Source organism: Micromonospora sp. U56, assembly GCF_018070095.1.
In the GTDB taxonomy this organism is placed as follows: Bacteria; Actinomycetota; Actinomycetes; order Mycobacteriales; family Micromonosporaceae; genus Micromonospora; species Micromonospora purpureochromogenes.
Genome location: NZ_JAGPYL010000002.1, coordinates 93,025 through 107,031 on the forward strand (window position 1 = coordinate 93,025; position 14,007 = coordinate 107,031).

14 protein-coding genes are annotated in these 14,007 nt (G+C 72.1%); 13 read left to right on the top strand and 1 reads right to left on the bottom strand.

Annotated features, from left to right (window positions below; genetic code table 11):
* The first annotated feature begins 74 nt into the window (after nucleotides 1-74).
* From KBX37_RS01665 to KBX37_RS01725, 13 genes are all read left to right on the top strand, one after another.
* A complete protein-coding gene (locus tag KBX37_RS01665; protein WP_210774100.1) occupies nucleotides 75-302 on the top strand; it encodes a hypothetical protein in 228 nt (75 codons plus the stop codon).
* A 262-nt stretch (nucleotides 303-564) separates the two neighbouring features.
* Nucleotides 565-1,320 carry a flavin reductase family protein gene (locus KBX37_RS01670; protein ID WP_210774084.1) on the top strand — a complete coding sequence of 252 codons (756 nt, stop codon included), beginning with the start codon at nucleotides 565-567 and terminating at the stop codon, nucleotides 1,318-1,320.
* Nucleotides 1,321-1,519: 199 nt separating this feature from the next.
* Nucleotides 1,520-1,891, top strand: a complete 372-nt coding sequence (locus tag KBX37_RS01675) for a DUF485 domain-containing protein (RefSeq protein ID WP_210773860.1) — start codon at nucleotides 1,520-1,522, stop codon at nucleotides 1,889-1,891.
* Complete coding sequence (locus tag KBX37_RS01680) at nucleotides 1,869-3,542, top strand: cation acetate symporter (RefSeq protein ID WP_210773861.1); 1,674 nt, start codon at nucleotides 1,869-1,871, stop codon at nucleotides 3,540-3,542. The genes KBX37_RS01675 and KBX37_RS01680 overlap by 23 nt, the downstream gene beginning before the upstream one ends.
* A 101-nt stretch (nucleotides 3,543-3,643) precedes the next feature.
* On the top strand, nucleotides 3,644-4,618 hold the full coding sequence (locus tag KBX37_RS01685) for an NAD-dependent epimerase/dehydratase family protein (RefSeq protein ID WP_154941169.1): 975 nt from the start codon (nucleotides 3,644-3,646) through the stop codon (nucleotides 4,616-4,618).
* Nucleotides 4,619-4,696: 78 nt separating this feature from the next.
* Complete coding sequence (locus tag KBX37_RS01690; RefSeq protein WP_210773862.1) at nucleotides 4,697-5,929, top strand: LCP family protein; 1,233 nt, start codon at nucleotides 4,697-4,699, stop codon at nucleotides 5,927-5,929.
* Between the two features lie 292 nt (nucleotides 5,930-6,221).
* Nucleotides 6,222-7,433 carry an LCP family protein gene (locus tag KBX37_RS01695; protein ID WP_210773863.1) on the top strand — a complete coding sequence of 404 codons (1,212 nt, stop codon included), beginning with the start codon at nucleotides 6,222-6,224 and terminating at the stop codon, nucleotides 7,431-7,433.
* A 207-nt stretch (nucleotides 7,434-7,640) separates the two neighbouring features.
* Entirely contained in the window at nucleotides 7,641-8,585 is a 945-nt protein-coding gene (locus KBX37_RS01700; RefSeq protein WP_210773865.1) for an LCP family protein, read from the top strand.
* A 58-nt stretch (nucleotides 8,586-8,643) separates the two neighbouring features.
* Nucleotides 8,644-8,979 (top strand): rhodanese-like domain-containing protein, encoded by a 336-nt coding sequence (locus KBX37_RS01705; RefSeq protein ID WP_088959745.1) that lies wholly within the window; start codon nucleotides 8,644-8,646, stop codon nucleotides 8,977-8,979.
* Between the two features lie 11 nt (nucleotides 8,980-8,990).
* Nucleotides 8,991-9,782 carry a glycerophosphodiester phosphodiesterase family protein gene (locus tag KBX37_RS01710; RefSeq protein ID WP_210773867.1) on the top strand — a complete coding sequence of 264 codons (792 nt, stop codon included), beginning with the start codon at nucleotides 8,991-8,993 and terminating at the stop codon, nucleotides 9,780-9,782.
* Nucleotides 9,783-9,834: 52 nt separating this feature from the next.
* Nucleotides 9,835-11,292, top strand: a complete 1,458-nt coding sequence (locus KBX37_RS01715) for a PAS domain-containing sensor histidine kinase (RefSeq protein ID WP_210773870.1) — start codon at nucleotides 9,835-9,837, stop codon at nucleotides 11,290-11,292.
* A gap of 74 nt (nucleotides 11,293-11,366) precedes the next feature.
* Nucleotides 11,367-11,783, top strand: a complete 417-nt coding sequence (locus KBX37_RS01720) for an ATP-binding protein (RefSeq protein WP_374103633.1) — start codon at nucleotides 11,367-11,369, stop codon at nucleotides 11,781-11,783.
* 61 nt (nucleotides 11,784-11,844) lie between these two features.
* Complete coding sequence (locus tag KBX37_RS01725; protein WP_210773875.1) at nucleotides 11,845-12,729, top strand: DUF5926 family protein; 885 nt, start codon at nucleotides 11,845-11,847, stop codon at nucleotides 12,727-12,729.
* A gap of 52 nt (nucleotides 12,730-12,781) precedes the next feature.
* Here KBX37_RS01725 and KBX37_RS01730 read toward each other — a convergent pair whose 3' ends face one another.
* Nucleotides 12,782-13,993 carry an arginine deiminase gene (locus KBX37_RS01730; protein ID WP_210773876.1) on the bottom strand — a complete coding sequence of 404 codons (1,212 nt, stop codon included), beginning with the start codon at nucleotides 13,991-13,993 and terminating at the stop codon, nucleotides 12,782-12,784.
* Between the last annotated feature and the right edge of the window lie 14 nt (nucleotides 13,994-14,007).

Below are 14,007 nucleotides of genomic sequence, written 5' to 3' on the forward strand. Positions count from 1 at the left end.
CGGCCGGTCCTGCGTCGGGTCGCCCCGGTCAATCCCCGACCGGGGCGACCCTCGAGACCGGGAGGAAGTCAGCGATGTTCGGGTTCATCCGCGGCAGAAACGCCCGGCTGTGGCCGTACCGGAGGAAGAAGGTGGCACCGGCGACCGGCGTGCCGGGCGCGACCGCGCCGCAGGGGCCGGTGGGCCGGCCGAACCAGCCGCCGGCGTGGGCGACCGCGCCGACGGTGGCCCTGCCGCGACCGGGCCGCGCAGGCTGGCTGACCCCGGCGCAGACCTGGCGGGCGAACGGCGGGCGATGGTGACCGCCGCCCGGGCGAGTCGCGCCGGGAAGGCGGACACGCCCGTGAGCGTGATGCCTCTGAGTCATAAATATGCCTCTGAGTCATATCGCTCGTTGCGGCATTCGTCTCCGGCCGCCGACACGCCGGAACACGCCCGGCGTAGCGCCACCACGCGGACCGTCACCGCGCGGACCGTCACCGCGCGGACCGTCACCGCGTCGGCCATCGCCGCGCCGACCGTCGTGAGGGACCGGCGGTGAGCAGGCGGGTGCCGCATCTGCCGATGCGACCGCTCTGGCGGTGCCGGGCCTGCGGTGCGCACTGGCCGTGTCAGCCGGCCCGACTCGGCCTGCTGGTCGAGTACCGGCACGACCGGACGGCACTGCTGGTGTACCTGGGCGGGCTGATGGCCGAGGCCGCCGATCAGCTCGCCCGACTCCACCCGCAGGCCCGTCCGACCGACCTGCACGACCGCTTCCTCGGCTGGGCGCGGGCCCGGGGCGGCACAATGTTTCACGTGAATCATGAGCCGGGTGCCGAGATCCACCACACCGACCCGTTCGCGGTGCCCGCCGGGCAGCGCTCGCCCGTACGCCGGTTGCGGGGTCGGCTGGCGGCGCCGGTGACCCTCTGGACGGCCCCCGGCCCGGCGGGACTGACCGTCTCGTCCACCCTGATCGCCGAGGGGGAGCCGGACCGGCTGCTCGGGTTGATCGACGCGGAGTCGGACCTGTGGGCGGCGGTGGAGGAGGCCGGGCGGTTCGCGGTGGCGCCGTTGGGGCCGCCGCATCGGCAGCTCGCCGACCGGTTCGCCGGGCTCTTTCCCTCCCCGGGCGGGCTCTTCGCCACCGGATCGTGGCTCGACACTCCCTACGGCCCGATCCCGGGCGACGCCGGCGGGTGGGCCGGCTGCCGGCTCGACAACGCCCGGGAGTACGGCTGGGGCCTGCTGGTCGAGGCCATCATCGAGGCGGTCGACCTGACCGAGGAGACCATGCCGCTGCTGCACTACCGGGGCCGGTACCACGAGCTGACCTGACGGCCCGGCGACAGCTCGTGGCGGCCCGGCGAGCGCCCACCCGACCTACCGCTCGTCGGAGTGACCTGGGTCACTCGGCGCAGCCCGCAGACCGTTCGGCGCAGCCGCCGACCGGCCCCGATCTCGGCCTTCCCTGGATGGAAGCGCGCTCTCTACGGTGCGCGAAACTCCCCAGGCCTGTGAAGGTGGTGATCCACAGATGTCCACGGACACACCCGCGTCCGCGCCCGCCGAGTCGGCGGCGGAGCGGTATCTCGCCGTACAACGGTCGGACGAGTTCGCCGGGTTGCGTCGCGCGTTGCGCGGCTTCGTCTTCCCGATGACCGTCGCGTTCTTCCTGTGGTACGCGCTCTACGTCATCCTCTCCGCCTACGCGCGGGGCTTCATGGGCACGAAGCTCTTCGGCAGCAACATCAACGTCGCCCTCGTCTTCGGCATGCTCCAGTTCCTCTCCACCTTCCTGATCGCCTGGCTCTACTCCCGGTACGCCGACCGGAAGATCGACCCGGTCGCCGACCGGATCCGCGCCGAGATCGGGGAGGTGACCCATGAACACGGTCCTCGCGGCTGAGGCGGGCGGCAGCACCGCCCGGAACCTCACCATCACGCTCTTCCTGGTCTTCGTCGCGATCACGCTGGCCATCACCGTCTGGGCCAGCCGACAGACCAAGACCGCCACCGACTTCTACGCCGGCGGCCGCTCCTTCTCCGGCTTCCAAAACGGCATGGCGATCGGCGGCGACTACATGTCGGCCGCGTCCTTCCTCGGCATCGCCGGCATCATCGCCCTCTACGGCTACGACGGCTTCCTCTACTCGATCGGCTTCCTGGTCGCCTGGCTCGTGGCGCTGCTGCTCGTCGCCGAACTGCTGCGCAACTCGGGCCGGTACACGATGGCCGACGTGCTGGCCTTCCGGATGCGCCAGCGCCCGGTGCGGACCGCCGCGGCGGTCTCCACCATCACGGTGTCGATCTTCTACCTGCTGGCCCAGATGGTGGGCGCGGGCGCGCTGGTCGCGCTGCTGCTCGGCATCAAGCCGGGGACGACCTTCCTCGGCATGGACGCGGACACCGCCAAGATCGCCACCATCATCATGGTCGGCGCCCTGATGATCATTTATGTCACGGTAGGTGGCATGAAGGGCACCACCTACGTGCAGATCGTCAAGGCGTTCCTGCTGATGGGCGGCGCGATCGTGATGACCCTGCTGGTGCTGGCGCATTACAAGTTCAACCTCTCCACGCTGCTCGGCGACGCGGCGGCGGCATCGGGCAAGGGAGAGAACTTCCTCAGGCCGGGCCAGCGGTACGGCGTGGAGGTGGCCGGCAATGCGACCCAGACCTTCTACAACAAGATGGACCTGCTCTCGCTCGGCATCGCCCTGGTGCTCGGCACGGCCGGCCTGCCGCACATCCTGATCCGCTTCTACACCGTTCCGACGGCGAAGACGGCCCGCAAGAGCGTGCTCTGGGCGATCGGCATCATCGGTACGTTCTACCTGCTCACCCTGGCGCTCGGCTTCGGCGCCGCGGCGATGGTGGGCGGCACGGCCATCACGGCGCAGGACAAGGCGGGGAACACCGCGGCACCGCAGCTGGCCGAGGCGCTGGGCATCAAGTTCCTCGGCGGCGACCTGGGCGGGGCGACCCTGCTGGCGATCATCGCGGCGGTCGCCTTCGCCACCATCCTGGCAGTGGTCGCGGGACTGACCCTGGCGTCGTCGTCGAGCCTGGCGCACGACTTCTACGCCAACGTGGTCAAGGACGGGCAGGCCTCGGAACGGCAGGAGGTGAACGTCGCCCGGATCTCCGCGCTGGTCATCGGCGCGATCTCGATCGTCCTGTCGATCTTCGCGCAGAGCCTCAACGTGGCCTTCCTGGTGGCGCTCGCCTTCGCGGTCGCGGCCTCCGGCAACCTGCCGGCGATCCTCTACAGCCTGTTCTGGAAGCGGTTCAACACCTCGGGCGCGGTCTGGGCCATCTACGGTGGCCTGATCTCCGCCGTGTTCCTGGTGTTCTTCTCGCCGGTGGTCTCCGGAGCGCCGACCTCGATGTTCCCCGAACAGAACTGGCAGTGGTTCCCGCTGTCCAACCCGGGCATCATCTCCATTCCCTTCGGTTTCCTCTGCGGCTGGATCGGCACGGTGATCTCCAAGGAGCACGACGAGGAGAAGTACGCGGAACTGGAGGTGCGCGCCCTCACCGGGGCGGGAGCGCACTGACGTCCACACCACCGGAAGGGGCCCCGGAGCGCGTGCCGCGCCGGGGCCCCTTCCCGCATGCCGCGCCGTATCCGGGGCGCACCCTTAGTAGGCTGGCCGGCATGAAGGTAGCCCCGCGTTTCGGCAGCGGTCATCGCGTCCTGGTCACCGGCGGCGCCGGTTTCGTGCCGTCCCACCTGGTCGACGCCCTCGTCGGGCGCGGCTGCCAGGTCGTCGCGCTGGACAACTTCGTCACCGGTTCGAAGGACAACGTCGCGCACCTGCTGGACAACCCGTCCTTCGCCCTGGTCGAGGCGGACATCTCCGACGGGCTGCCGGCCCACCCGGCGCTGGCCGAGCGGTTCGACGCCGTCCTGCACATGGCCTCCCCGGCCAGCCCGACCGACTTCGAGAAGCTGCCGGTGGAGATCCTCCGGGTCGGCTCGGCGGGCACCCTGCACCTGCTGGAGCGCGCGCTCGCCGACGGCGCCCGGTTCCTGATGGCCTCCACCTCGGAGGCGTACGGGGATCCGAAGGAGCACCCGCAGCGCGAGACGTACTGGGGCAACGTCAACCCGATCGGGGTGCGCGCCGTCTACGACGAGGCGAAGCGCTTCTCCGAGGCGGCCACCATGGCGTACCACCGGAGCAAGGGGCTGGACGCGGCGATCGTCCGGATCTTCAACACGTACGGCCCGCGGATGCGCCCCGACGACGGCCGGGCCATCCCCACCTTCATCTCCCAGGCGCTGCGCGGCGAGCCGATCACCGTGCACGGCACCGGCAACCAGACCCGCTCGATCTGCTACGTCGACGATCTGGTGCGCGGCATCCTGCTGCTGCTCGACTCGACCGAGACCGGGCCGATCAACTGCGGCACCGAGCACGAGATGAGCATGCGGCAACTCGCCGAGACGATCGTGTCACTCTGCGGAAGCAGTTCCGAGGTGACGTACATCACGCGCAGTGCGGACGATCCGGAGATGCGGCGACCTGATCTCACCCTCGCCCGGGAGCTGCTGGGATACGAACCCACCGTGGCGCCCGAAGACGGACTGCGACGCACGATCGACCACTTCCGGGCGCGGCTAGGGTAGCGCTCCGCCCGGCACGCGGGGCGCGACGCGGCGTTCGCCTTCGGGCAACGCTCGACCGGCATACGTACGCTGAATCGCATGTCCGCCACATCGTCAGCCGGCGTCCCGCTTCCGTACCTGCACCGGAGCGCCGGACGCGCCGCGGTCCCCGGTCCCGACCGGGCCGCCGGGCGCGCCCGGCCGTCCGAGACGCAGTGGTACCCGTCGTACGACGAGGAGCGCCCCCGCTCCGGCGGGCCCGGCGGCCCGGGCGGACCCGGCACGCCGCCGGGGCCGGGCGGTCCCGGTGGCCCCGGCCGGCGTGGCCCCCGCCCGCGCTGGGGACGGATCGGCCTGGTGGCCGGCGTGGCGGTGCTGGTGCTGGCGCTGCTCGGCGGCCTGGGGGCGTGGGTCTACACCGACAACCTCGACAAGGACCTGGCCCGCACGGACCCGTTCTCGGAGATCACCGGCGGGCGGCCGGCCAAGGCGGTGAACGGCGCGCTGAACATCCTGCTGGTGGGCTCGGACTCGCGCGACCCGGACGCGCCGGTGGACAAGCAGAGCCAGTGGCGGGCCGACACGATCATCGTCATGCACATCCCGGCCGACCACAAGTCGGCCTACCTGGTCTCCATCCCCCGTGACCTGTACGTGCCGATCCCCGAGAGCGCCGGCGCGGAGTGCGACTCCGGGCGGCGCGCGAAGATCAACGCGGCGTTCGCGTTCGGCGGCCTCCCGCTGGCGGTCCGCACGGTGGAGTGCTTCAGCGACGTCCGGATCGACCACGTGATGGCGATCGACTTCGGCGGCTTCAAGGAGGTCACCGACGCGCTCGGCGGGGTGGACCTCAAGGTGGAGCGGAGCATCACCTCGATCCACAAGCCGTACCGGAAGTTCACCAAGGGCACCATGCACATGGACGGCGCCACGGCGCTGGACTGGATCCGGCAGCGCAAGCAGTTCCCGGATGGCGACTTCGCCCGGATGCGCCACCAGCAGGAGTTCCTGCGCGCGCTGATGGACAAGGCGGCGAGCACGGGCACGCTGGCCAATCCGAAGAAGCTGAACGCCTTCCTCCAGTCGGTCACCGACGCGGTGACCGTCGACAACGGCTTCTCGCTGGTCGACATGGGTGTGCAGTTCCGCAGCCTGCGCGGCGAGAACCTGACCTTCATCACCAGCCCGAACACGGGCAGCGACACGATCAACGGCGAGTCGGTGGTGGTCTCCGACCGGGCGAAGGCGCTGGCAATGTACAAGGCGATGTCGGCGGACACGATGGCGGCCTGGGTGGCGGCCAACCAGGACCCGGACACCAAGGGCAAGTGACCCGGTTCCCCCCGGGCGGCCGGACCTCCCGGCCGTCGCGAGCGGACCGACGAGGGCCGGTGGCGGCGGCCGGTGTTGCCGGCACATTTCGACGGACGTCATCAGAGGTGCGCTCACGTCTGGTTCCATCATCGGCCGCCAACCACCGACCAGGCGTATTGACTCATCCGTTCGGTTGAATTGCCGTCGCATGTGTCGGGATATCCAGGAATTGAGCGTCTGACGATCTCGCCTTGACGGGAAGCGGTACGTAGAGTGGTCCCGCCCCCCGACCACGCGAGCTGGAGCATGCATGCCGGTTCAGACCAGCCCCCGCCCGACGTCGCTGGATTCCGACCCCTACGCACGGGCGTCGACAACGATTCCGTCCCAGGGCGGCCGGAGCGGGCGGCGCACCGGCGGCGCCGGGAAGCGCACCAAGCGCAAGGACCCGCTCTGGGCCCGCCTGACGGTGATCTTCGGCGCCGTGCTGATGATGACCAGCGGCATCGCCATCGTCGGCAGCAAGGCGTTGATCAGCCAGGCGACCGGCAACATCGCCCAGAAGAACCTGCTGGGCGGGGCGGGCAAGACCGACGCCGAGGGCGGCGCCGACCTGGACGGCCCGATCGACATGCTGCTGCTGGGCGTGGACGCCCGCGAGCGCTGGGCCGCGGACGACGTCCGGGCGGACAGCATCATCGTGCTGCACATCCCGGCCAGCCACGACCAGGCGTACATGATCTCGATCCCCCGGGACACCGAGGCGCAGATCCCCGCCTTCAAGAAGAGCGGCTACGCCGGTGGCACCGACAAGATCAACGCGGCGTTCCAGGCCGGCGCCCGCAACGGCGGCGGCTGGGAGGGCGGCGCCCAGCTGATGGCCCAGACCATCAAGAACATGACCGGGATCAGCTTCGACGGCGCCGCGATCATCAACTTCGGCGGGTTCAAGGGCGTCATCGAAACCCTGGGCAGCGTCCGGATCTGCGTCAAGCACGAGGTGCAGTCGATCCACACGGTGATGGTCGACGGCAAGCACATGTGGAAGGCGGACGCCAAGAAGACCGGCCGGCCGATGACCCCGGTGGTCTACAAGAAGGGCTGCCGCGAGATGTCCGGCCTCGAGGCGCTGGACTACTCCCGGCAGCGCTACGGCCTGCCCGGCGGCGACTACGACCGGCAGCAGAACCAGCAGCAGCTCATCAAGGCGATGGCCCGCAAGGCCACCGAGAAGGGCATGCTGACCAACCCGATCAAGGTCAACCAGCTGATCCGGGCGGCGGGCAAGGCCTTCATCCTCGACGTCGGCGACGCAACGGTCGCCAACTTCATCTACACCCTGCGCGGGGTCAGCGCCAACGAGTTGACGATGCTGCGCACCAACGGCGGCAAGTTCAACGACAACGGCAACAACCGTGAGGCGCTCAGCCCGCAGACGCTGGAGATGTTCCGGGCGGTCAAGAACGACAAGCTGGGCGAATTCGTGTACGCCAACCCGGCGGTCCTCTCCACCCGCAGCTAGCCCCGATGACCGGCCGGCAGCCACGGCGAAACCAACCCCGGGCGCAGTGACCGACCCGTAGCCTGAAGTGAGCATGTCTCACGTAAAGGCCACGGGGAGGGCGTCACGGCCAGGTCAGCGAAGTCCGACCGAGGGCTGGACGGACCACCACCCGGCCGCCGGCCCACCCGCTGGCCGAGGGTCCTGCTCCGGGTCGGACTCGCCCTCGTGCTGGTCGCCGTCGTCGCCGTGGTCGGCATCAAGGCACTCACCGCGCGGTACGAGCGCACCATCACCCGGGAGCAACTGCTCGCCCAGGACGCCCGGCAGCCCCGCACCGACCTCTCCGAAGGGCTGAACTACCTGCTCGTCGGCAGCGACCGGCGGGGCGCCACCGACGGGCCCGACCAGCGCTCGGACACCATCCTCATCGTGCATCTACCGCCCGGGATGCGGCAGGGCTACCTGATCTCCGTCCCGCGCGACCTGCTGGTGGCCATTCCCCCCGGCGGCACCAACGGCTACCACGGCGGCCAGGACAAGATCAACGCTGCGTACGAGCACGGCGGGGCCGGCCGGGGCGGGGCCCAACTGCTCTCCTCCACCCTGGCCCGGCTCACCGGGATCCGCTTCGACGGGGCCGCGCTGGTCGACTTCGCCGGCTTCAAGCAGGTCATCAACCTGCTCGGCGGGATCCGGATGTGCGTGGACACCGAGGTCCGGTCAATCCACACCGGGACCGTGTTCGCCGCCGGATGCCAGCAGATGGACGGCGCCCGGGCGCTGGACTACGTGCGCCAGCGCTACGGCCTGCCCGGCGGCGACTACGACCGGCAGCGGCACCAGCAGCAGATGCTGCGCGCGGTGCTGGAGCGGGCCGGCGAGACGGACCTGCGCGGCGACCCGGTCAAGCTGGACCGGGTGCTGCGCGCGGTCGGCGGCACGCTGACCCTGGACACCAACGGCGTACCCGTCGAGGACCTGCTGATGGCCCTCCGGTCGCTGCCGGCGGAGCAGCTGAGCGGGGTGCAGGTGCCGTCGTACCCGGAGACCATCGACGGGATCTCCTACGTGGTGCTCGACAACGGCGGCAACGGCCTCTTCGACGCCGTACGCGGCGAGCGGGTGCCGGGCTGGGCGGCGGCCAACGCGCGCTGGGTCACCCGGTTGTGAGCCGGCGTACCGGCCCGGCCCGTGCCGATGCCGCCGGCGAGGATCTAGGCTGCTACCCGTGTTCGGATCCCAGGTACCCAGCGTTCCCGTGACCGAGATCGACGACGAGACCTACCTGCTGGACGTCCGCGAGGACGACGAGTGGGTGGCGGGCCACGCCCCCGGCGCCCACCATCTGCCGATGATGGAACTGCCGGCCCGGCTGGCCGAGGTGCCCACCGACCGGGACGTCGCGGTGATCTGCCGTTCCGGCGGGCGCTCCGCCCAGGTCGTCGGCTACCTGCTCAACAACGGCTGGGAGCAGGTGCGCAACGCCGACGGCGGGATGCGCCAGTGGGAGGCCGTCGGCCGGCCGGTGGTCGGCGGGGACGGGCAGCCCGGCCGGGTCATCTGAGCGCCGGCACCATGGGCGATCCGCTGGTCTTCGCGCACCGCGGCGCGTCGGCCGACCTGCCCGAGCACACCCTCGCGGCGTACCTGCGGGCCCTGGACGAGGGCGCCGACGGGCTGGAGTGCGACGTCCGGCTCACCCGCGACGGGCACCTGGTCTGCGTGCACGACCGCCGGCTGGACCGGACCAGCAACGGACGCGGGCTGGTCAGCGCCCGTACCCTCGCCGAGCTGGAGCTGCTCGACTTCGGCTCCTGGCATCCGGGCTGCGTACCGGCCGACGGTGACGAGGTGCTGGACGATTCGCACACCCGGCTGCTCACGCTGGAACGCCTGCTGGAGGCCGTACTGGCCGCCGGCCGGCCGGTCCGGCTGCTGGTGGAGACGAAGCACCCGTCCCGCTATGGCGGCGACGTCGAGCGCCGGCTGGTCGCGCTGCTGCGCCGGTACGGGCTCGCCGAACCCGGCCCGGACGCCCCGGTACGGGTCACCGTGATGTCCTTCTCCCCGCTGGCCGTACGCCGGGTCCGGGAGCTGGCCCCGACGCTGCCCACGGTGCTGCTGCTGGAGGTGCTGCCGCGCTGGCTGCGACTCGGCCGGCTGCCGTTCGGCGCCGGGATCGCCGGGCCCGGCATCGGCCTGGTCCGGGCCCGCCCGCAGCTGGTGCCCGCCCTGCGGGCCGCCGGCCACCAGGTGTACGTCTGGACCGTCAACGAGCCGGACGACCTGGAGCTGGTGCTGGCCGCCGGGGTGGACGGGGTGATCACCGACCGACCGGCGCGGACGCTGGCCCGGCTGGGCCGGTGAGGCCCACCGGACGGGGCTGCCCGAACTCCGCCCGAGGGGGCACACTCGGGACATGCCGGAGCGTACTGATCTCGCCGCCCTGGTCACCGGCCACAGCGCGGTGATCGAGATGATCAATTCCGGAGACGCGGGCCTGCCCGTCCTCACCCAGCTGCTCCGGGTGGCCCGCTCGGCGGTGGGCGCGGCCAGCGTGGCCTTCGTCGAGTTCGCCCCGACCGGCGGCCGGGTCATCGCGGCCAGCGGCAACGCCAAGTGGATGATCGGCCGCCCGCTGCCGGCGTCCGACCCGGTGACCGTCTGCCTGCTCGCCGGCCCCCGGGTCCGGCAGGTCCGGGTGGACCACCTTCCCGGGCAGCTCGCCGGGGAGCTGGCCGCCCGCGGGCTGCGCCGGATGATCGGGGCCCGCGCCGAGATCGGCGGGCTGACCGTCGGCAGCCTGCACGCCCTCTACGCCGACGGCGAGGACGCCGCGGACCCGGATGGGCAGGCCGTGCTGGGCTACGTGGCCGCCTGCATCGCCCACATGTACGGCGACCAGAGCGGCCTGCCGGTGCACGGCGACGGCCCGGTGGTCGCGGCGCTCGCCGACGGTCTGGCCGTGGTCGACCGGGAGGGGCACGTGCGGCTCTGGAACCCGGCCGCCGCCCAGGTGACCGGCCGCTCCTCCGCCGAGGCGCTGAACCGGCCGCTGCCCTTCCCGCTCCCCCCGTCCGGCCAGGTGCTCGACCACCAGATGCCGGACGGGCGCTGGCTGCGGATCACCTCCGGGGAACTGGCCGGGCCCGGCACCCAGCGAGTTGTCACCTTCCGCGACATCACCGACCAGCAGCGCCGCGACTCCGAGCGCGACCTCTTCGTCGCGGTGACCAGCCACGAGCTGCGCACCCCGGTCACCGTGATCAAGGGGTACGCGGACACCCTCACCGACCACTGGGAGTCGCTGACCGACACCGACCGCCGGCAGGCGGCCCGCATCATCGGGCAGCGCGCCAACGAACTGGCCCGGCTGATCGACCGCCTGCTCTCCTCGGCCATCGACGGCCGGCCCGGCGGTGAGCCGGCCGTACCGTTCGACCTCGGCGAGGCGTTGCGCGCCACCGTGCCGGACCTCCCCGCCGACCTGCGCCACCGGCTCGTCCTCGACCTGCCGGCCGACCTGCCCAAGGCGCTCGGCGACCGGCACAGCATGGCCACCGTCCTGACCGAGCTCGGCACCAACGCCGCCAAGTACTCGCCGCCGGAGTCGCCGATCGAGGTCACCGTCGGCACCGACGGGCAGACCGTGCTGTTCCGGGTCAGCGACCGGGGCATCGGCATCCGGCCCGAGCACGTGGAACGCGCCTTCGACCGGTTCTGGCAGGGCGAGTCCGGGGACCGGCGGGGCTATCCCGGCGCCGGGCTCGGCCTCTATCTCGTCCGCCGGATCGTTGAACAGCAGAATGGATGGGTATCCCTCCGGCCGAGGAACGGTGGCGGTACCGTCGCAGAGGTGCGGCTGCCCCGGGGATGACCTGCGCGGGGCACCGGGGGACGGGGCGAGAAGGAGCGAGGGTGTCGACGCACGCGGTCGAACGTTCGTGGTGCGTGGTGGTTCCCCACCACGCCACCGGAGCGCGGCTGGCCCGGCACCGGCTCGCCGACGAACTCGCCGAGGTCGTGCCCCCGGTCCTGCTGGCCGACCTGGTGGCGGTCCTGGCCGAGCTGGTGGGCAACGCCGTCCGGCACGCCGACCCGCTGCCCGGCGGGGTGGTCCGGGTGGCCTGGCGGCTGCGGCCCACGCCGGGCGGCCCGACCGTGTCGATCCGGGTGACCGACGGTGGCGCGCCCGCCGGCCCGCGGATGCGGGCGGCCAGCCCGGACGCCGTCGACGGCCGTGGCCTGCACATCGTCGCCGGCCTGGCCAGCCGCTGGGGAGTCGACCGGGACGGCCTGGGCCAGAGCGTCTGGGCCGAGTTCGACCCAACCGGCTCGGCCCGACCGGACCTGGTCGTCGCCGGTTGAGCCGGCCCCGGGGGCGGGTCCTCCCCACACCGTCCCGGCCGGGCCTCTAGGCTGTCTCGCCGTGAGCAAGCGTCGAAAGAACCAGCGCGCCGTCGAAGCGACCCCCCGCCGGGAGAAGGTCCGCGACATCTTCGTCCCCCGTCCCTTCGAGGGACTGGCGGACGAGCCGGAGTGGATCGCCCTGCGCGAGCTGGTGCCGGCCGCCTCCGCGCCGCTGCGGCTCACCCCGGAGCTGGTCGAGGAGTACGGCGACCGCCCGGTCACGCTTGCCACCGTGCTGCCGATGGCCGCCCCGGCGATGACCAAGCCGGACGGGCGGGTCTTCATCGGGTTGCAGCGCCACCAGCAGTCCGGTGACGTCTCCCGCGACCTGGCCGAGGCGCTGCTCTGCGCGCTGCGCACCGAGCCGGGCGGCCAGGTGACCGTGCCGCCGCTGCCGGGTCCGGGGCCGCGCCTGCAGGACGTGCTGGTGGACGGCCCGCTGGAGATCACCATGCACGACGGCTTCGACTTCTGGCTGGACCCGGGCGCGGCCGACGACCCGTCGGTGCAGGCGTCGCTGGAGCGGGCGAACGCCGCGATCTACCCGACCGTACGACTCGCCGCCGCCCGGGCCGCCTACTGGTGCCAGGTGCCGGAGAAGGCGCACGTGCGCTGGGTGCTGCCGGAGGACGAGGACACCGCGCTGGACGCGTTGTCCCGGCTCTCCGCCGCCGGCACCCTGACCCTGGGCGAGGGCACCCGCTTCGCCGGCATGTTCCGCGCGCAGGGCCGGCTGGTGCCGGTCTGGGACCTGCCCGAGGACGTCCCGGCCGCCGACTGGGAGGCGCCGGCGAGCGCCTTCGCCGAGCGGTACGCCGAGATGCTGGAGGAGAAGGAGCCGCTGGACGCCGCCGGGCGGCGGGCCCGCCAGGGGCTGCTCGGCCGCCAGCTCACCCTGCGCTGACCCACGCTCGACCGGCCGCTTCCGGGCCCGCGTGACCGGCCCGGAAGCCGGGTCAGGGCCGCCGTAGTGGCTCGCGGACCAGCGGGCAGGACATGCAGCGCGGGCCGCCCCGACCCGATCCCAGCTCGGAACCGGCGATCGGGATGACCTCGATGCCGGCCCGTTCGAGCTGGGCGTTGGTCTCGGTGTTGCGCTCGTAGCCGACGCAGAGCCGGGGTGCCAGGGCGAGGGTGTTGTTGCCGTCGTCCCACTGCTCGCGTTCGGCGGTGACCGGGTCCAGCCCGGTGTCGATCACCCGGAGCTGGTCGAGGTCCATCGCGTCGGCGGCGGCGCGCAGGAACGGCGCGGGGCCGTCCACCCGCGGCTCGCCGTCCGGCCCGGCGATCACCGTGTACGCCGACAGGCTGCTGGCGATGTTCGGGTACATCAGCACCGCGTCGGCGTCGACCATCGTGCAGACCGTGTCGAGGTGCATGGTGGCGCGTTCCTGGGCGATCGGCACCACCAGGATGGTGTGCGCCAGTCCGGCGGCGAAGACCTGCCGGGTCAGCCGCTCCGCGCCGGCCGGGGTGGTCCGCTCACCCACCCCGACCGCGAGCACGCCGGGGGCGAGCAGCAGCACGTCACCACCCTCCAGGTGCTCCAGCTCCGGGTGGTAGACGGCCTGGGTGCCGACGAAGCGTGGGTGGTGGCGGTAGATCGCGTCGGTCAGGGTGGACTCCCGCCGGCGGGCCGGCATGGCGAGGCTGGTGACCCCGACCCGGTCACCGATCCACAGTGACGAGTCGCGGGTGAAGAGCAGGTTGGGCAGCGGATCGATGACGAAGTCGTGCCGGTCCATCAGCGTCCACACCAGCCCGCCGGGGCGTTCCGGGCTGATCCGCACCTCCTCGTGGGCGAGCCCGGCGATGAACACGTCGGCCAGCGCCGCCGGATCGAGGTAGGCGAGGTAATCGGCGACGCGGCGGCGCAGCGTGTCGCCGAGCCGGGGCGAGCGGAGCACCACCTCGGTCAACTCGGCCCGCGCGTCGGGGACGGCCAGGGTCTCGGCGAGCAGGGTGGCGAGGTAGAGCACCTCCACGCCGCGCCCGCGCAACGCCGCCGCGAAGGCGTCGTGCTCCTCCTGCGCCCGTCCCACCCATGGGATAGCGTCGAAGAGCAACGAGTCGTTGTTGCGGGGAGTGAGCCGGGCCAGCTCGGGCCCGGGGCGGTGCAGCAGCACCGTGCCGAGCCGACCGACCTCGCTGTCCACGTAGTGGGTCACCCTCGCAGCGTAGG